The sequence below is a fragment of the Ferdinandcohnia sp. GQ5 genome (genome assembly GCF_059759275.1).
The window spans coordinates 64,079-80,645 of the sequence record NZ_JCAXEW010000017.1 but is presented as its reverse complement, the minus strand read 5'-3'; the positions used below and the strand labels follow the sequence as shown (position 1 = coordinate 80,645).

The 16,567-nt window shown below is 36.9% G+C and carries 21 protein-coding genes; 5 read left to right on the top strand and 16 right to left on the bottom strand.

Going from position 1 to position 16,567, the window contains the following annotated elements; genetic code table 11:
• Positions 1–35 precede the first annotated feature (35 nt).
• The 8 genes from AC6CHV_RS19440 to AC6CHV_RS19405 all read right to left on the bottom strand — a co-directional run bounded on the left by AC6CHV_RS19440 (position 36) and on the right by AC6CHV_RS19405 (position 7,077).
• Positions 36–1,280 (bottom strand): aminopeptidase, encoded by a 1,245-nt coding sequence (locus AC6CHV_RS19440; protein WP_440272928.1) that lies wholly within the window; start codon positions 1,278–1,280, stop codon positions 36–38.
• Positions 1,281–1,339: 59 nt separating this feature from the next.
• A complete protein-coding gene (locus AC6CHV_RS19435; RefSeq protein ID WP_440272927.1) occupies positions 1,340–1,780 on the bottom strand; it encodes an SRPBCC family protein in 441 nt (146 codons plus the stop codon).
• 68 nt (positions 1,781–1,848) lie between these two features.
• The gene (locus AC6CHV_RS19430) at positions 1,849–2,787 is read right to left on the bottom strand and encodes a phosphotransferase (RefSeq protein WP_440272926.1); all 939 of its coding nucleotides are present in this window, start codon (positions 2,785–2,787) and stop codon (positions 1,849–1,851) included.
• A gap of 122 nt (positions 2,788–2,909) precedes the next feature.
• Positions 2,910–3,698 carry a DUF2935 domain-containing protein gene (locus tag AC6CHV_RS19425; protein WP_440272925.1) on the bottom strand — a complete coding sequence of 263 codons (789 nt, stop codon included), beginning with the start codon at positions 3,696–3,698 and terminating at the stop codon, positions 2,910–2,912.
• 113 nt (positions 3,699–3,811) lie between these two features.
• Complete coding sequence (locus AC6CHV_RS19420; RefSeq protein WP_440272924.1) at positions 3,812–4,393, bottom strand: YpmS family protein; 582 nt, start codon at positions 4,391–4,393, stop codon at positions 3,812–3,814.
• A gap of 24 nt (positions 4,394–4,417) precedes the next feature.
• The gene (locus AC6CHV_RS19415; protein ID WP_165918239.1) at positions 4,418–5,203 is read right to left on the bottom strand and encodes a GDSL-type esterase/lipase family protein; all 786 of its coding nucleotides are present in this window, start codon (positions 5,201–5,203) and stop codon (positions 4,418–4,420) included.
• A 189-nt stretch (positions 5,204–5,392) separates the two neighbouring features.
• Complete coding sequence (locus AC6CHV_RS19410; RefSeq protein ID WP_498079515.1) at positions 5,393–6,244, bottom strand: metallophosphoesterase; 852 nt, start codon at positions 6,242–6,244, stop codon at positions 5,393–5,395.
• A 263-nt stretch (positions 6,245–6,507) separates the two neighbouring features.
• Positions 6,508–7,077, bottom strand: coding sequence for a YkoP family protein (locus AC6CHV_RS19405; protein WP_498079514.1), 570 nt, complete (start codon positions 7,075–7,077; stop codon positions 6,508–6,510).
• Between the two features lie 143 nt (positions 7,078–7,220).
• Between AC6CHV_RS19405 and AC6CHV_RS19400 the strand changes: the two genes are divergently transcribed.
• Positions 7,221–7,370 carry a hypothetical protein gene (locus AC6CHV_RS19400; protein ID WP_165918238.1) on the top strand — a complete coding sequence of 50 codons (150 nt, stop codon included), beginning with the start codon at positions 7,221–7,223 and terminating at the stop codon, positions 7,368–7,370.
• Positions 7,371–7,418: 48 nt separating this feature from the next.
• Here AC6CHV_RS19400 and AC6CHV_RS19395 read toward each other — a convergent pair whose 3' ends face one another.
• Positions 7,419–8,012: an SCO family protein gene (locus tag AC6CHV_RS19395; protein WP_498079513.1), complete on the bottom strand. Its 594-nt coding sequence runs from the start codon at positions 8,010–8,012 to the stop codon at positions 7,419–7,421.
• A gap of 176 nt (positions 8,013–8,188) precedes the next feature.
• Between AC6CHV_RS19395 and AC6CHV_RS19390 the strand changes: the two genes are divergently transcribed.
• Entirely contained in the window at positions 8,189–8,809 is a 621-nt protein-coding gene (locus AC6CHV_RS19390) for a YitT family protein (protein ID WP_498079512.1), read from the top strand.
• A 24-nt stretch (positions 8,810–8,833) separates the two neighbouring features.
• Here AC6CHV_RS19390 and cysC read toward each other — a convergent pair whose 3' ends face one another.
• From cysC to AC6CHV_RS19365, 5 genes are read right to left on the bottom strand one after another with little or no spacing between them, the layout of a single operon-like run.
• A complete protein-coding gene (gene cysC, locus AC6CHV_RS19385; protein WP_121448268.1) occupies positions 8,834–9,439 on the bottom strand; it encodes an adenylyl-sulfate kinase in 606 nt (201 codons plus the stop codon).
• Positions 9,440–9,449: 10 nt separating this feature from the next.
• Positions 9,450–10,598 carry a sulfate adenylyltransferase gene (gene sat, locus AC6CHV_RS19380; protein WP_121448267.1) on the bottom strand — a complete coding sequence of 383 codons (1,149 nt, stop codon included), beginning with the start codon at positions 10,596–10,598 and terminating at the stop codon, positions 9,450–9,452.
• A 26-nt stretch (positions 10,599–10,624) separates the two neighbouring features.
• Positions 10,625–11,332: a phosphoadenylyl-sulfate reductase gene (locus tag AC6CHV_RS19375; protein WP_498079511.1), complete on the bottom strand. Its 708-nt coding sequence runs from the start codon at positions 11,330–11,332 to the stop codon at positions 10,625–10,627.
• Positions 11,313–11,873, bottom strand: coding sequence for a histidine phosphatase family protein (locus AC6CHV_RS19370; RefSeq protein ID WP_498079510.1), 561 nt, complete (start codon positions 11,871–11,873; stop codon positions 11,313–11,315). The genes AC6CHV_RS19375 and AC6CHV_RS19370 overlap by 20 nt, the downstream gene beginning before the upstream one ends.
• Positions 11,858–12,625 (bottom strand): phosphosulfolactate synthase, encoded by a 768-nt coding sequence (locus tag AC6CHV_RS19365; protein ID WP_440272919.1) that lies wholly within the window; start codon positions 12,623–12,625, stop codon positions 11,858–11,860. The genes AC6CHV_RS19370 and AC6CHV_RS19365 overlap by 16 nt, the downstream gene beginning before the upstream one ends.
• A gap of 265 nt (positions 12,626–12,890) precedes the next feature.
• On the opposite strand from AC6CHV_RS19365, the gene AC6CHV_RS19360 reads away from it, so the two are divergent.
• The 3 genes from AC6CHV_RS19360 to AC6CHV_RS19350 all read left to right on the top strand — a co-directional run bounded on the left by AC6CHV_RS19360 (position 12,891) and on the right by AC6CHV_RS19350 (position 15,271).
• On the top strand, positions 12,891–14,189 hold the full coding sequence (locus AC6CHV_RS19360) for an MFS transporter (protein ID WP_341331121.1): 1,299 nt from the start codon (positions 12,891–12,893) through the stop codon (positions 14,187–14,189).
• 23 nt (positions 14,190–14,212) lie between these two features.
• Positions 14,213–14,500 carry a hypothetical protein gene (locus AC6CHV_RS19355; RefSeq protein WP_440272918.1) on the top strand — a complete coding sequence of 96 codons (288 nt, stop codon included), beginning with the start codon at positions 14,213–14,215 and terminating at the stop codon, positions 14,498–14,500.
• Positions 14,501–14,791: 291 nt separating this feature from the next.
• Complete coding sequence (locus AC6CHV_RS19350; RefSeq protein WP_498079509.1) at positions 14,792–15,271, top strand: PCYCGC motif-containing (lipo)protein; 480 nt, start codon at positions 14,792–14,794, stop codon at positions 15,269–15,271.
• Positions 15,272–15,305: 34 nt separating this feature from the next.
• On the opposite strand, the gene AC6CHV_RS19345 is transcribed toward AC6CHV_RS19350, so the two are convergent.
• Positions 15,306–16,148, bottom strand: coding sequence for a DegV family protein (locus AC6CHV_RS19345; RefSeq protein WP_498079508.1), 843 nt, complete (start codon positions 16,146–16,148; stop codon positions 15,306–15,308).
• A gap of 138 nt (positions 16,149–16,286) precedes the next feature.
• Positions 16,287–16,538 carry a DUF2535 family protein gene (locus tag AC6CHV_RS19340; RefSeq protein WP_121448259.1) on the bottom strand — a complete coding sequence of 84 codons (252 nt, stop codon included), beginning with the start codon at positions 16,536–16,538 and terminating at the stop codon, positions 16,287–16,289.
• Positions 16,539–16,567: the final 29 nt, after the last annotated feature.

Below are 16,567 nucleotides of genomic sequence, written 5' to 3'. Positions count from 1 at the left end.
GCTTTATTCGCTTTCTCCTGGACCTCGTTTCATTTTTATATAGTCCAATCACCTTTTCTGAAAATTGGAACGACTGTACCATCTTGTTTAATGCCGTCTATATCCATATCACTTGAACCAATCATAAAATCGACATGCACAGTTGACACGTTTAGGCCATTTTCTTTTAGTTCTTCTTCATTCATTTTCGTGCCACCCTGTAGATTTGTAGGGTACGCTGCACCGATTGCAAGGTGATTTGACGCATTTTCATCAAATAATGTATTAAAGAATGTAATACCTGACTGAGAAATTGGTGATGGGTCTGGTACTAATGCTACCTCTCCTAGACCTGTTCCACCCTCATTATCAAATACGAGCTTCTTCATAATTTCATCTCCCGTTTCCGCTGAGATGTCAACAATTTTACCATCTTTAAAATGAACCTCAATGCCTTCAATTAATGTGCCTGCATAGCTTAATGGTTTCGTGCTTCGAACTACACCATCCATACGACGTGTATCTGGTGCCGTATACACCTCTTCAGTTGGCATATTTGCGATAAATTCTTCTTCTTTCGGATTATAACTTCTAGCACTTTCCCAAATATGATTCTTTGGTAAACCTAGTTTTAAATCAGTACCTGGTGCCCGATAGTGTAATGCATCAAATTGGATTTCATTTAATTTAGCTGCTTTTTCATTTAAGATTTTTGTATGTTCATCCCATGCAGCAACAGGGTCTTCCTCATACACTCGGCATGTTTTGAAAATTTGATCCCATAGTGCATCAACCTGCTCCTCAGTTGTTGAGAGGTCTGGGAATACTTTAGCCGCCCACCCTGCTCCAGCAGCAGCTGCAACTGTCCATTTTAAATCATTGTTTTGGGTCGCAACCCGTTGTACTTTGAAAGCCTTTGCAGCTTTGTTTTGATAGGCAGAAATTTTAGCAGAATCAACCCCACTTAAAAAGCCAGGGTCACTTGAAACGATTGAAAGTCGACACACCTTGTGGTTAAGAACATGATCATCTGATTCTTGAATTTCATATTCAGGAATATCAGTTAACACTTCTTCAGGCTGGTGCAGATAATGTTCTTTTGTAATTTCATCGTCAGACCATTTTACAATAACCTTCTCGGCCCCTAATGCGTATGCCTCTTTTGTCACAAGGCGAGCAAGTGGAGCCTGATCTACCGTGATTGTCATCTTAACCCAATCACCTTTTTGCACATTAAGTCCGTTAGCTACTAAAAGCTTCGCATACTTTTTTAAGTTCTCCTCAAAGTGTGGAAGAGCCATCTTATTACCCCCAATAAAATATGTATACCATTATACTAGCATAACACACATTTAAAATCCTAATGAATTAAAGAACCCCTCAGCGTAGAGATACCATTTTCCAAATATCCCTTTAAACAAGAAAGCATATACATCCATCCCTCTTTTTGACCTAACAAAATATTCACAATTTCAGGGTCTTTGGTGTTAAAACCTGATTCTGTTACCTCTAGCACAACGCTTCCATTTTGCTCTTTTCGCAAGTAAAAAGTTACTGTCGTTTGCTGCTCACCTTCCCCCCATTTGTACACAATCCTTTTATCTTGTTCTACCTCTACTACTTTAATGGTTAATTCGGCATTATATTCCTGATAAATCCATGTAATTTTCTTTCCTTCTTCTAATCGGCTTGACCCAGATGAAAACCAATAGTTTCCGATTTTTTCTGGATCTACTAATGCTTCAAACACCTCATTTGCCGACCTATTAATTCGCATTTTTGATGTTATTTCAGAGATCATATAACAGCTCACCTTTCTGGAGGATATTAATTACACGATAGAATTCCATAATATATACTTAATACGGTTCACTTCCCAACCAATGTACGATGCTCCATCAATAGCCGTAACCATTGTGCTGGCCTAGCTGCAAATTCAACTTTATTCTTGCTATAAGGTGTCAAATATAAATGCCAACTGAGTGCACGCTGTACACATGCCAATTCATCAGATATCCGTAACGCTCTGTCTAATTCCTTCATAGGTGCAAATTTTGTCCAAGGCTCTAAATAGAATGGACGAAATTCTTCAACAACTTTAAGCCAATCGGATTCTACCTTGATCAAAGCATCAAGCGCATGCCAGAAGATACGAGTACTAAAAAATGGATGGGAAACAGATGTATCGCCCCAGTCAAAAAACGCGATGTTCTCATTAACTAGTCTTATATTATTTGAATGAAGGTCCCCATGCTCTATTGAAGCAGGTACTATCGCCCCCAAATAATCACACATCTCGAAAAATTCAGGTTGGAGAGACATGACTTTTTTCGTTTCTTCCTCTGAGAGTCCTGTTCGACACATGTCTAGTAAATACTGCTCAATTTCTTGTTTTAGTATTGGAATCCTTCGGTCGGGTACACCCAGTGCAAGAAGGCTTTCCACATTATTCGTTTGGATAATCTGTAATTCTGCATATTCTTGTATTGCTCGCTGCCAAAGAACTTTTTCCTTTAGCTTCCGAAGGGGTTGCCCTTTTAGATCCTTCATAAGGAACCAACCCTCTGATTCATTTGATGCTACTATACGAGCAGTCTTACCTTTTAATGTCCCATCTAAATACTTAGACAATGCTGCTTCATGTTTGGTGGCGAACCCATTTTCTTTCAAATAAAGATCTCCATTATTCGTTGGGATTCGTACAATCAAACAAAAATCAGACTCTTTAACCTTTACAATTGGCCCAGTGATTTTATAACCAGCACTTTCAACTACAGTTTTGAACCATTTTTCCGACTGCATTTCCATAAAAATACCTCTCTTACGATTATTATATCCATACTTCTTCCACAAAAAAATGCTCCATTCCTTTAATTAAGTAAAAATAAGAGCAAATCAACATCGATTTGCTCTTACTGTTACAACGTTATTTATTTCTTTAGTAAACTCGACTCAAATAAATCAATTATTTCTAAAAATCTTTCAGCTTCTCTAAAGGTGTGATCAGCTAACAGAGGATGAATATTACTTTTTATGCGACAGGCCTCAATTAGCTCCCTCGCAGTTTTCTTAAAATCTCTTAATGAGGCAACTGATACTCTATTTTGATCTAAAAACTGAGTTAAAATTGGTTTTGTTTCCGACTGTGGTCGCATTGAATCTAAGTCAATTGCTTGAAATAACAATTGATCGAAATCATGGCTGAACTCCCTAGCTTGGTCAACAAGCTTTCGTTCCGAAGGGTCTAACAAATGTCCGATAAATTTTGCATGATCAGCCATAATTCGAAGGAAAAACACATTTTCCTGAATAATAGCTTCTGGTTTTGGCGCAAGAATTCCTTGATTAAGTTCTTTTAACCGATTAGCAAAATAGGCTGCTTCCCTGCTAATATGATCAACTAACAAAGGGTAATTGTTTGTTCTAATCTCACAACGTAAAGTTAACCCTAATACCTTTCTTTTATAAGCCCATATAGAAGCAGCAGCTTGATACACTTCATTATTAAACGCTTGTACTTGACTTAATTCCGAATGAACCGAAAACCGAGCTAGCTTTTCCTCAATTCTCTCAAACACCGTAATAAAATTCTTTGCTTCATTAATTAATTGTTGTTGTTCATACGTAAAACCCAAACTCAAAAACAAAGCGTGCTCCTTCATTATCCTAGACCAAAAACGTATCTCATCTAATGACCTTGTAACAATTGGATCGGCCATCCCCCACCCTCCCTTCTTCACCTTTCCTTAAATAGATATGATGGTTGGGATTGTACTAATTCTATGGTTAAAATATTTCAATAAAAAAAGCAAACCAATCATTGGTTTGCTTACTAGTCTATTGGAACTTGCAACTTGAACCGTAACTCGTCCTTGCTTAGATTAAAGGTTTCAACTGACACCTTCATATCGCTTTTCATTTTCATTTCGGACAAATAGACATAGATATCTTGTTTTTTTGAATCAATTTGAACCCACTCTGGAAGATTATAATAGTCGTTAATATACCTAAGTACAAATGAAACAGGTAAACTCACTTGACCAACTGTAAAGGCCTCCTGTTGTAATAGTAAATCTCCATTTTCAATTACCTCAGGCTTAAATGTCATAACCATATCTATTTCTTTCCCGAAAACAGTAATCGTTCCAAGGAGCATCACCCGTTCCGTTAACAAAACCTTATAATTTAGGGGGTTATCTTTTGCCTCTTTTTTCAAAAAATTATTGATTACTCTCGTTAAGTCCTCTTTATTCGTTTCGACTGACAGATTTACATGATTCGTGGAAATGACCTTTTCCTTCGGGGACACTTCTTTATTCGGTGCAAAAAGCAACCCGAGAAAGATAAGCACACACACGAGATTAAGAGCTAACAGTGTGAGAAAAAGAAACTTCCATTTATTTTTTACATTCATCAAAGACCCCCTTTACGAAGGTAATCACTCATTTATGATTGCTTCAAAAATCCTTTCACTTATTATTTTATACCCTTTTGCGTTCGGATGAAACTCATCTTCTGATAAGAGATTATCACTCGTTTGACTGAAAACATCGTCTACGACTACAAATTTAGTATGGTCAAATGTTGAAAGAACTCTTTCACTACCTTCGTTCCAATTGTCTACAATTGTATTAATTTCCGTAGAAAGGTCAATAAACCAACCAAACGGATTGTACAGCCCAACCAGTACGATTTCGGCTTCACTATTATGGCTTCTAATATTTTCGAGGACTTTTTGTAAACGAACCTCATATTTAGCCTGTTCTTTCTCAAACACATATAATGATAAATCAAAAAGGTTCTCTTTCACAATTTTCATTATATCATTTCCACCTATTGTAATGATAATGATGTCAGCATCCGCAATTCCTTCTTGAACTTCCTCATTTTGCAGTCGATTTAGAAGGTCAGTTGTTTTATGACCTTTCACACCAAAATTCTCCAGAGTAACTGATTTTACATCTTTTTCATTAAGAAGCTTTTCCTCCAACAGCGAAGTATAGCCCCCCTGATTCGTTTCATCGCCGACACCCTTAGTTAATGAATCGCCAATTGATGCAATACGAAGTTCTCTTGGGATAAAATCATCTGGGATTTCACTCTTTGGAGTTAGACCTGTATCATGATCACCGGTGGCTGTACCTGTTGCTGTTGCAGCTATTCCACCTGAACAACCACTTAATAATAAACTAGTGATAATAATGGCTAATAACGAATTATTCAACTTGCTCACCACATTTCTTTCCAGACTGTTGTCTACAAGTTTAGTATTATAGCATACGTAAAAAAACCTGTAAGGATTCATGTTTCGTTGAAATATCTTCTATTCAGTGTAATAATTTCAATCTTCATAAAAGTTTGGACAATTCATTCAATAGATGATGAAAAAAGACGTCTATTTGGACGTCTTCGCTTATATTGCGTGTTTTTCCGCTGCTTCTTTTGCTCCCAGCGTTAGCGTGTGAATGGTAATTTCAGGATTGCTTCGAACGCGAATATTTAGTCCTGTTTGGCCCAATCCCTCGTTAATGTAAAATGGTTTTCCATCATGTGTATGGAATCCTTTTATCATCTTCATTCTAACAAGTTTCCCCATTTTCACCAAATGATAAGGCTTCGGGTAACAAATTTGTCCACCATGAAAATGACCTGATAAAAGATAATCAAAATGATACCCCTTCATCTGCAAAACAAGGTTTGGATCGTGGGTTAATACAAGATTATAGCCCGCTTTTAAGGCTGAATAAGACTCTAGTAGATTACTTCGTTTCGAGCTGAAATCATCAATTCCAATTAAATTCAGACGATGTCCATGAATCATGAGTGACTCATTTTCATTTTGAAATGTTCTCACCCCATGTTCTTCCAACATCCGTTTAAGTTTTTCAAAGTTTTTCTTTCGTAAAAAATAATCGTGATTCCCAAACACAACATAAATACCATGTTTCGGTGCAATCTTATTTAGTATATCTAGATATGGAACCAGTTTTGGAATACTGCGTTGGCGATCCAAGAAATCACCAGTTATGGCTATTATATCGATTTTTTCATGTTTCACTTGTCGGTATAATTCATCCGGAGTAATCGATAGATTTTCAAGATGCAGGTCTGATAGGTGGAGAACATTGACTTGTGTTGAGTTCACATATTGTGGTTCTGGGTTTACAGAAATTTTGTTAACAATCACTTTATACGTATTTTTATTAGCTTTTCTAAGAAAGTAGAAAACTACTATGATAGCGATAAGAGCGATAAAAATTTTCACAAAAAAACACCACCTTTTCTCCTTCCATTATAGATAATAGAATTCGAAAAAAGCAGTGGTAATGAATGGATACCTAAGAATTACAAATCAAATTACTAAGTCATTAGGCGCCAGATTTAGACCTAAATGAAGTGGGTCATAAAGTCGCTGCCACGGCGTTTCTAGTCTTTGATCTTATTGATCGAAATTTCCCTTTTAAAATCTGTGGCATTCGTCGGGGTTCTAATTTTATTCAGCTAGTGTCTTTTCTATATTCATCCCACTTATGAAGTTTGAGACCTTTCTGAATAAAGTTTATACAATGTATCTTTAGACATAAATAAATACATCGGCTGTCTACGGATACTTTGCGCTGACATATTTGAAACTGCCATACAATACATGGGAAGAAATACAATTAATTTAAACCAAAGATAGATTTTGTTTGATATCGCTACTGTTTCAAAGCCTAGTCGTTTGCTTCCTTTGTTTAGTGCTGTAATACCAACAAGCCCTTTTATTTCATCCCTTTTTGGGTGGTTTTGTAAATACCCCGCAACTCCAGGCAATGCCTGCTTCACTTGCTTGTATATCGTTCTAGCCTTTGAAGTTTCTCCTTGAAGTCCAATCAACTCTCTAAGTAAAATCACATTATGTAAATGAATTTTAATTAATAAATCGTTTTTCTTTATTTCGGTTCCATCAGCAAGAACGCATGAACGTCCTTTATATTTTGTTACTTTAACCCGCAAAATCTCTTTATCCTCTACATATGTAAGTCTTGTAAGTCCATAATAAATCGGATCAAGAATTGCCCAAATAGTAATCACGCACACCTTCATTTTTGCGAGCATGGATGCATCCCCTTAACAATCATTTACAGTTTCATTTTCTCTATTTTAATTGAAAATTATTTTGGAAAAGTAAGGCAAGATAAAAGTAGAAACTTTTAAAAAAACTATGTACATTCAATAAAATTTGAAAGGATGTATTTGATATGGAAAAAGATCACGAAAAACAACAGAATTCAAAACAAGAATTCCCAGAACAAATCTCAAGTGGCTGTATGACATTTACTAGTCACGAGTTGTTCTGGAAAGAACTAGAAACCATCGTTGTTGACGGCGTTGAATCTGCAGAGGATTGAGAGGTAAGCAAAAAGGACTCCGGCCAGGAGTCCTTCTTCAATCAAAAACTATAGTACTTTCTTGATGTCTGCAATAATTTCTTCGTATGGAGTATTTTCAACCCCGTTGTATTCCTTTAACACTGTTCCATTTTGGTCAACTAAGTAGAACTTGATTACGTGCATAACTTGGTCTTGGCCTTCTGGTTTTGCGACTAAAGCTGCAAAGCTGTCTTTTGCAAATACAGTCATTTCATCCAATGTATATCCTGTTAACAAATGCCAGTTAGATAAATCATCGGAATAGCCTTCTGCATATTCCTTCAGCATTTCAGGCGTATCAACTTCTGGGTCAACTGAAAAGGAAACAAATTCAACATCTAGATCCTCTTCTTTTACCATTCCTTGAAGCTTAGCCATATGTGCGGTCATTGGTGGACACACGGTGTCACACTGTGTAAAGATCATATCCGCTATCCATACTTTTCCTTCTAAATCTTTAAGGCTAAAATCCTCGCCATTCTGATCTACATAGGAGAAATCGGAAACCTCATAGTTCAGCGGATTTGCGATACCACTATTTCCACAAGCAGCTAAAATAAAAATAAGGGCGATCATAACAAAAAATTTTATTCTTTTCACGTTTTCACCTACATTCGTCATTTTTCCATTCAATATCTCATTTTAAAGAATATGTGACAAACTTACAACAAAATAGCTGTGAACAATTTTCGAACATATCAAACAGCTTGTCATCATAAAATGGACAAGGAGAGTGAGTTTTGGGAGGTTATCGGTTATGAGGTTCTATTATACTGGTTGGAAAGGTTTTTATTCAAATGCCTAAAATTATTATTACCTACATATGTATTGTTATCGGCGCATTTTTACAGGGGCTCGGTATGTCCTTATTTTTATTTCCTCATAATATTCCTTCCGGTGGTGCTGCTGGGCTTGCGATACTAATGAATCACTGGGTTCAATTGCCTTTAGGCATATCCCTTTGGATAGTCAATTTTTCCTTTTTAATTCTTGCTTTAAAATACTTTGGGTTTTCATGGACGGTAAAAACGATGATTGCCGTGACGATTACTTCAGTGACAGTGAGTTATGTAACTACTCTTGGATCCTTCTTAACCCCGTTCTTCTGGCTGGATCTATTAAGTGGGGCAGTGATTTTTGGTGTTGGAGTCGGACTATTAATCCGAAGTGGTTCATCCAGTGGCGGTATGGTTATCCCAACATTAATGATTGCTCAATACAATGATTGGTCTCCTGGTAAAGTCATGCTATGGTTAAACTTTTTCATTTTCTTATTAACAGCATCAGTAATCGATATCCCTATCGTTTTTTATGCGATTATTTGCCAAACAGTATCAACTAATATCATTGATGTAATCTATCATCTTAGAGCACCTTCGTTTATCAATACACCATCACTGGGGTGGAGAAAAAAATAAAGTAAGAAAGCCAAATGTACTTTCTTACTTCAACAGAATTTCCCTCTCTTTTAAATAGTTAATAATTGTTCCAACTGATTGTGAAATGGTTAATTTATCTGTCTCTAAAATCAACTCTGGACGATAGGGTTCTTCGTATGGAGAGCTTATTCCTGTAAATTCGGATATCTCTCCATTCCTTGCTTTTTTATATAAACCCTTTGGATCACGATTTTCACAAATAGTAATTGGACATTTCACATATACTTCGATAAATTCGCCGTCAGGAAACAAGGCTCTCACCTGATCTCGATCCTCTCGAAACGGTGAAATGAATGCTGTTGAAACGATTTGCCCACTATCAACAAATAGCTTTGATACCTCACCTATCCTACGTATATTTTCTTTCCTGTCCTGTTTGCTAAATCCTAGGCCAGCATTTAATCCATGACGAATATTGTCACCATCAAGGACATAGCTTTGTACATTTAGTGAGAAAAGCTCTTTGTCAAGGGCATTTGCTAATGAGGATTTACCTGAACCTGATAGTCCAGTAAACCAAATCACACAGCTTTTATGTTGATTTTGTTGTTGTCGCTCATTCTTCGTAATTGTTGATTGATGCCATATAATATATTGTTCTTCGCCCATATTTCCCACCTTATATCTTTGTGTATTGTTCTGCCATTCCTCTAATGAGGACCTCAACTACTTCTGGTCTACTAAATTCCTTTGGTGGTTTTTTACCCGCTTTTAGCATTTCACGTACCTTTGTGCCCGATAATATGACATGGTCTTCTTTACTATGAGGACATGTTTTTGCGGACGCCATATTCCCACATTTTCTACAGAAAAAACTATGCTCAAAAAACAATGGCAAAATTCCTAGTTCATCTTCTGTAAAATGACTAAAAATTGTTTGTGAATCATATGTTCCGTAATAATTTCCCACTCCTGCATGATCCCGACCGACTATAAAGTGAGTACAACCATAATTCTTCCTTACTAGAGCATGAAAAATCGCTTCTCTAGGCCCAGCATAACGCATTGCAGCCGGAAATACCGATAAGAACACTCTGTTTTTTGGGTAATATTTTTCTAGGAGAACCATATAGCTTTCCATTCTAATATCACTTGGAATATCGTCCGATTTCGTTTCTCCGACTAATGGATTTAAAAATAATCCATCTACAACTTCTAATGCAGATTTTTGAATATACTCGTGTGCTCGGTGGACTGGGTTTCTTGTTTGAAATCCGACTACTTTCTTCCAACCAAGATGCTCAAACACCGCTCTTGTTTCGATGGGGTCCAAGTAAAAGGTTTCAAACCTTTCCTTTTTTGGACGCTTTATCATTTGAATCGGACCCGCAATATACACACTTGGTCTTTCATACAATCGTTTAACCCCCGGATGTGCATCTTCCGTCGTACGATACACATTAAAGGCTTCTGCTTCTTTATTTGGTACATACTTTTCAGACACTTCTATGACCCCATAAGCCTTACCATTTTGTACTAATTGAACCTTTTCTCCAATTGAGATCTTCTTTGCCGTTGCCTTATCAACCGCCAAAGTGATAGGAATTGACCACGGTAAACCGTTTGAAAGTCTCATTGAGTGTAGAATCGATTCATAGTCTTCTTTACCTATAAACCCCTCAAGCGGACTATATGCCCCAACTGCTATTAATTCCAAATCACTTAACTCCATGTTGCTCAGTTCAATTTGTTTATCAATGTCTTCAACATTTAAAGTTGGATTGAAACGATTTACCAGCGAACCGCCATGCGGCGTACTTAATGACACTTTAAAAACCTCCATTACCTATTTCGTTATTTCACATGTAAACCGCATTCTGTTTTATCAGAATTGGCCCATCTTCCTGAACGCAAATCTCCATTTAATACTCGATTTGTGCATGGTGCACAACCAATACTTGGATAATCTTTGTCATGCAACTCATTGTAGGGGAGATTGTTCAGCTTAATATATGTCCAAACATCGTCCCAAGTCCAATGAATAAGGGGACAGATTTTAATGTTCTTAAATTTTTCATCTTTGTTTAGGTATTCCGTATTTTTGCGGGTTGGCCCCTGTTCTCTCCGTAGTCCCGAAATCCAAGCCTTGGTAGAAGTTAAAACTTCATGTAGAGGTTCAATTTTTCGAATCTGACAACATAAATTAGGATTGGTTTTCCATAGCTCATCCCCGTGCTTTTTTGCCTGCTCTTCTAGGTTTAAGTCAGGTTTTTTTAGTTCAATATTTAGAGTAGGATACTTTTCTTTGATCTTATCAATGAGTTCATACGTTTCTTTGAAGTGAAGTCCTGTATCTAGAAAGACAATTCTGGCAGCCTTATTGACCTTAGCAATCAAATCAATGAGCACTATACCCTCTGCTCCAAAGCTACATGCGTAGACGATGTCTTCTGCTGCATATGTTCGATATGCCCATTTTAAAATGTCATAATAATCTTTGTTGCTGTTGACAACGTCCTTTACCCTTTTCTCACTCCAATTTTCATATGTGATGACGCTCAATCTTGTGTTCCTCCTCTCTCACGTTGATCGTTAGCAACTGATTATTTTTAATCTCTAGCTGGTTCATATTATTGATAGCTCCGAATGTAAGACAGGATACACATGCCCGTATCCAAGAACCATGACCAAATACTAAAATTGACTCAAAATCCTTGTATTTGTATAAAAATGTGTGCACCCTTTTTTCCAAGTTCGAAATCTTTTCCCCAAGCATGATTTCACCTGGACGTGTAAACCACTCATCTTTATACGTTTCGATGAGAAGCTTCTTATCTTTCCCTTCAAATTCTCCAAAATGAAGCTCATTTAACAGTGGCTCTATTTTAAAACTGTTATATCCATAGGACTTTGCTGTTTGTTGAGTGCGGGTTAATTCACTTGTTAAAATCAATGAGTATGTTGGTTTTAACAATTTTTTATTGGTTTCGATCGCCTTCTTGTTTGCGTCAGCAAGTTCTAAAATAGGAATATCCTTGCTACCCTGGAGAACCCCCTTTTCATTCCATTCAGTAGGAAGATGCCTGATTAAGGTAAGTTCCATGTCTTTTCACCCAGGAAAAATGTTTCGCTTCGTAGTCCGAGTCTTTGTGCCTCTAAAACCAGTACATCGTTAATTTTCACATTGCCGAGGTTGACATTTGTTCCAAACTGATTAATAAAAAACATTTGGTGTTTAGGTGTTGGGGCTTCAAATATCACCTTATTTACGTCAATATTTTGGGAAATTTGATTAATTAGATCCATGTTCACATTGCCCGAACGATTGTAAATACCTGCTGTCCCTGAGTCTCTCCCCTCAGTAATAACATACTTACAACCTGTTGCCAGCAATAAATTAATCTCATGTTCCCACTCAGATAAAGGCATTTCTTTATCTTGATCTTTAGACCCAACCTCTGCAATTACATTAAAATGCTGCTTTAGTTTTTTGATTAATGAAATTCTCTTATGAAGTGGGATGTCAATTGTTCCATTTGAGACCTCAATCCATTCAATCCCTAGCTTTTGTAAACTTAGTACATATTCGTCAAGTTTCTCTTGCACAAAGCATTTTTCAAAAAGAGTACCGCCACAATAAGGAATGACATTGTATTTTTTATAGAGGTTGATTTTTTCTTGTAGGTTCGGGGTCACATAGGCGGAGCCAATCCCAATTTTCGCGATATCGATATAGGTATGATAATCCTGTAAATAAGCCTCTAATTGACCTAACGGAGTACCAAAATCAGCGATTGAGGTAAGTCCATAACTACGTTCTCCCTGTGTTCGTAAAGGAACATCTAAAAAATCCATAGGAATAACTCCTCCTTAGTTCAGCGTAAGGATAAAAAATCCTCACTACATTTGCCCAATTTTTCATAGGCTTCTGTTCTATTTCCATTACAAATACCCATCATCTTACAGTTGATATGTTATTCAAAAATAGGTAAAGGGTGTATAGATTGGGCTTTTCTGGGCACTGTTCATTTGGAAACTACTTACAGAATAGGTTTCGTGAGATATTGAAAAACTAGTAAAGCAATAATTGATTTTAACGACAATGACAAGAGGGAAACGGATGAAGTTCATCCAGCCTTTTACATACCGTAAAAGAAGGAGATGCAAAAACTTGTCAAATCAAAAAAATTCAGCAATGACAATTGTTGCGATTAGTTCTATTCCACTAATCCTGGTACTTGGTAATTCGATGCTCATTCCTGTATTACCACAAATGCAAAAAGAGCTAGATATCAGCCAATTTCAGGTGAGTCTTGTAATCACAACATTTTCAGTTGCAGCGGCGATCTCTATTCCATTACTTGGTTATTTCTCGGATCGTTTTTCAAGAAAAGCGGTTATTATACCAGCATTGATTCTTTACGGTACAGGAGGATTGCTCGCTGGTGCTGCAGCCGCATGGTTTTCTAGTCCTTATTTTTGGATCATGGCTGGTAGGCTTATGCAGGGTATCGGTGCCGCAGGAACAGCACCTATCGCAATGGCGCTTACTGGAGATTTATTTAAAGGGGGAAAACAAAGCCGAGTTTTAGGACTCGTGGAGGCATCAAATGGCTTTGGGAAGGTAATATCACCAATTATCGGTTCCCTTCTAGCGTTATTATTTTGGTATGCTGCCTTTTTTGCATTCCCAATTTTTTGCTTAATTTCCGTACTTCTCACGATATTCTTTGTTAAAGAGAAAAAGCAAAAGAAAGAACCACCCCCACTTAAAAAGTATGTGCGAGGATTGTTTTCAGTGTTTAAACATGAAGGTAGATGGTTATTCACAGCATATTTAGCTGGAGCAACTTGTTTATTCACCCTTTTTGGGATTCTCTTTTACTTATCTGATGTATTAGAAAAAACGTATGATACAGATGGTGTACTTAAAGGAGCAATATTAGCAATTCCATTATTATGTATGACAACAACATCGTATATTACAGGTAGTAAAATTGGTAAAAAGATGCCTTTGATGAAGAAGCTTATCATCATTGGACTTATCCTCATGACTATATCGTTTGCGTTATTAGTCTTTTTTGAGAGCTTAATTCCGTTTATTGCCGTTTTGGCAATCAGCAGTATCGGAACTGGACTTGTATTACCTTGTATAAACAGCTTTATAACGGGCTCTGTTTCATCCGAAAAGAGAGGATTTGTTACTTCACTTTATGGTTCCGTTCGGTTCTTAGGAGTAGCCATTGGTCCGCCTATATATGGATGGTTAATGAGTTGGTCAAGAGCCGGAATGTTTTTAACAACTGCATCTTTAACCCTTATAGTTGGGCTTTTATGTATGCTCCTAATTCATGTTAAAAAGAAAAATCCTAAAAAAGAAACAAATGACTCCCTGTTCAAAAAACTTCAGTTTACCTAATATGATAAAGGAGAGGTTGACCTTTGCAAATTTTCGTTTCTCCAGAGGTTATCAAAGAAGAATGTCAAATACTTAACATAGTCAATCAAGAAAAAAAAGCACTTGGCTATATCTCGTTTTTCTTTGACGATAAAAAAATGTATGTCTATGGACACTGTGAGGAATTAGGCGTAAGTAAAGATTTTAAAGACACGATCACTCCGTACATTCAAGGTATGGCAAAAGCTAAGCCAGATTTAGATATTTTTTCTTATATCTCGATTGGTGGAGAAAAATTAGACTTAGCAGATGAAGAATCTGAAGATAAGTAAGGATATCGATATCGATATCCTTTTTCTTTGCCAAGCTCCACATGCTCTCGGCTCGAGGTCACAAGTCATTCGCTTCTGAAGGCAAAAAGCGCCTTTCTGTCATTAGTTTTCTGTGCTTGTCGCCCATGCAAGGATGGTTAGGCTTGCAGTGTTAGGCACAGGACATGCCTGCTCATAGTTGGAATTGTGTGCCTTGCGCATTTTGTATTTTGACAAAATAGTGAACAGATATTTTAGGGACATGGATTATGTTAAAATGGGCTTACATAAACATTGGAAAGGTTGTTTGAAATGAAAAAATTATCTGTTCTTCTCATGCTGGTCCTCGTGTTTGGTATGGTTGGTTGCTCCCAAAATGGAGAAAGTCATGAGTCCCAAGGTGAAGACCATGTAATCGGAGATATACGTGAGGAAACAGCCTCAATTGATGTGATGCCCTCCTTTCTAGATGATAAGTCAGAGGAACTAGTAACAATATATAAAGCTGCAGCAATGCACAAAGATTTACTCGAATCAATGCCGTGCTATTGTGGTTGTGCTGATTCTGTTGGACATCGCGATAATTACGATTGCTTTGTCCATGAGAATAAAGGCGATGCAGTTGTATGGGATGATCACGGTACAAAATGTAACGTTTGCCTAGAAATCGCAGCTACAGCCGTACTTGAATATTCAAACGGGAAATCACCAAGTGAAATACGAGCTATGATTGATGAAACATATAAAGAAGGCTATGCGAACCCAACACCAACTCCACAACCTGAAATCTAAAAAAGACGTGTGAAATTCACACGTCCTTTTTGTCCTATTCCGCGTAATACATAAACCCAATTGCACCTGGGCCAGTATGGGTGCTTATCACTGGAGTAGTTTCAACGATATCAACCTTTTCGTATCCGGTTAGTTTTTTGATTGCCTCTTTTAAATTTGCCGCAAGTTCGATTGCATCAACTTGAGCTATCGCTACACCTTTTATCGTTTTATTACTTACATCTTCAGCAAATTTTTTACTTAAGTATTTCACGATTTGTGCATGGCTTCTTACCTTTGAAACTGGAGTATAGACGCCATCCTGTAAAGAAGCAATTGGTTTAATGTTCAATAAAGAACCAATAAATGCCTTGCCTTTTCCAATCCGCCCACCTTTTACAAGGTTTTCTAAAGTATCAACGGTTACAAACAAAGTTGAGTTTTCCCTAATTTCATTGATTCGTTTCACGATTTGATCTTTCGTTTGTCCCGCTTTTGCCATTATTGCAGCTTCAATAACTTGAAAAGCTAAAGCCCTTGAAATATACATGGAATCTATTACGGTTACACTTGATTCACTTATATTAGCAGCATTCTCAGCAGATGTAACTGTACCACTCATCCCACCTGTCATGTGAATGGAGATAATTTCGCTGCCATCACTTCCTAACTGATCATAAAGCTCGACGAAATGCCCAAATGCTGGCTGAGAGCTCTTTGGCAATTCGACAGATTGCTTCATTCTCGCTAAAAATTCTTGTTGAGTGATGTCTACCTTATCTAAAAACGTTTCTCCATCAATCGTAATTGATAAGGGAACAACTTCGATTCCTAGTTCTTTTACTAGTTCCTCTGATAAATCTGCTGTAGAATCTGTTACGATTTTTACCTTTGTCATACGTTCACTTCCTACGTCTGGTACAGCTATTATAAAAATAGTTTATCCAAATTTTAACGGGGGGATTGCTTACAATTTATACCTAACCAGAAAAAAAGAGCTGATTTTAATGTTTTAAAATCAGCTCTCATTCTAAAACTATGCATTATGTTTTAAAATATCTAGTTTGAAAATCCGTTCATAATCAGTCCATTTTAGCACTGTCTTCAAATATTCTCGAAACGAATAGATTTGACCTGGACTTGATTTCGTCATGATTTTCGACAAATATGCTTGTAAACGAAAATCGAGCATAAAGCGATATGTGTTGCCTTCCTCTAATACTGGAATTTCAATTACTTTTACCTTATGTCCATAACTATTTTTGAACTCTAGGCTTTTGAATAGCAAACTATCAGTCCTTTTTCACCCGTTTCTTA

What these genes read in the sequence shown, in the direction of transcription:
- AC6CHV_RS19420 (WP_440272924.1), bottom strand. Translation starts at nt 4,393, where the DNA reads ATGAATGTAAAAAATAAATGGAAGTTTCTTTTTCTCACACTGTTAGCT.
- AC6CHV_RS19405 (WP_498079514.1), bottom strand. Translation starts at nt 7,077, where the DNA reads ATGCTCGCAAAAATGAAGGTGTGCGTGATTACTATTTGGGCAATTCTT.
- AC6CHV_RS19430 (WP_440272926.1), bottom strand. Translation starts at nt 2,787, where the DNA reads ATGGAAATGCAGTCGGAAAAATGGTTCAAAACTGTAGTTGAAAGTGCT.
- AC6CHV_RS19350 (WP_498079509.1), top strand. Translation starts at nt 14,792, where the DNA reads ATGAAAAAATTATCTGTTCTTCTCATGCTGGTCCTCGTGTTTGGTATG.
- AC6CHV_RS19390 (WP_498079512.1), top strand. Translation starts at nt 8,189, where the DNA reads ATGCCTAAAATTATTATTACCTACATATGTATTGTTATCGGCGCATTT.
- cysC (WP_121448268.1), bottom strand. Translation starts at nt 9,439, where the DNA reads ATGGGCGAAGAACAATATATTATATGGCATCAATCAACAATTACGAAG.
- AC6CHV_RS19435 (WP_440272927.1), bottom strand. Translation starts at nt 1,780, where the DNA reads ATGATCTCTGAAATAACATCAAAAATGCGAATTAATAGGTCGGCAAAT.
- AC6CHV_RS19440 (WP_440272928.1), bottom strand. Translation starts at nt 1,280, where the DNA reads ATGGCTCTTCCACACTTTGAGGAGAACTTAAAAAAGTATGCGAAGCTT.
- AC6CHV_RS19425 (WP_440272925.1), bottom strand. Translation starts at nt 3,698, where the DNA reads ATGGCCGATCCAATTGTTACAAGGTCATTAGATGAGATACGTTTTTGG.
- AC6CHV_RS19395 (WP_498079513.1), bottom strand. Translation starts at nt 8,012, where the DNA reads ATGACGAATGTAGGTGAAAACGTGAAAAGAATAAAATTTTTTGTTATG.
- AC6CHV_RS19365 (WP_440272919.1), bottom strand. Translation starts at nt 12,625, where the DNA reads ATGGATTTTTTAGATGTTCCTTTACGAACACAGGGAGAACGTAGTTAT.
- AC6CHV_RS19370 (WP_498079510.1), bottom strand. Translation starts at nt 11,873, where the DNA reads ATGGAACTTACCTTAATCAGGCATCTTCCTACTGAATGGAATGAAAAG.
- AC6CHV_RS19345 (WP_498079508.1), bottom strand. Translation starts at nt 16,148, where the DNA reads ATGACAAAGGTAAAAATCGTAACAGATTCTACAGCAGATTTATCAGAG.
- AC6CHV_RS19360 (WP_341331121.1), top strand. Translation starts at nt 12,891, where the DNA reads ATGAAGTTCATCCAGCCTTTTACATACCGTAAAAGAAGGAGATGCAAA.
- AC6CHV_RS19400 (WP_165918238.1), top strand. Translation starts at nt 7,221, where the DNA reads ATGGAAAAAGATCACGAAAAACAACAGAATTCAAAACAAGAATTCCCA.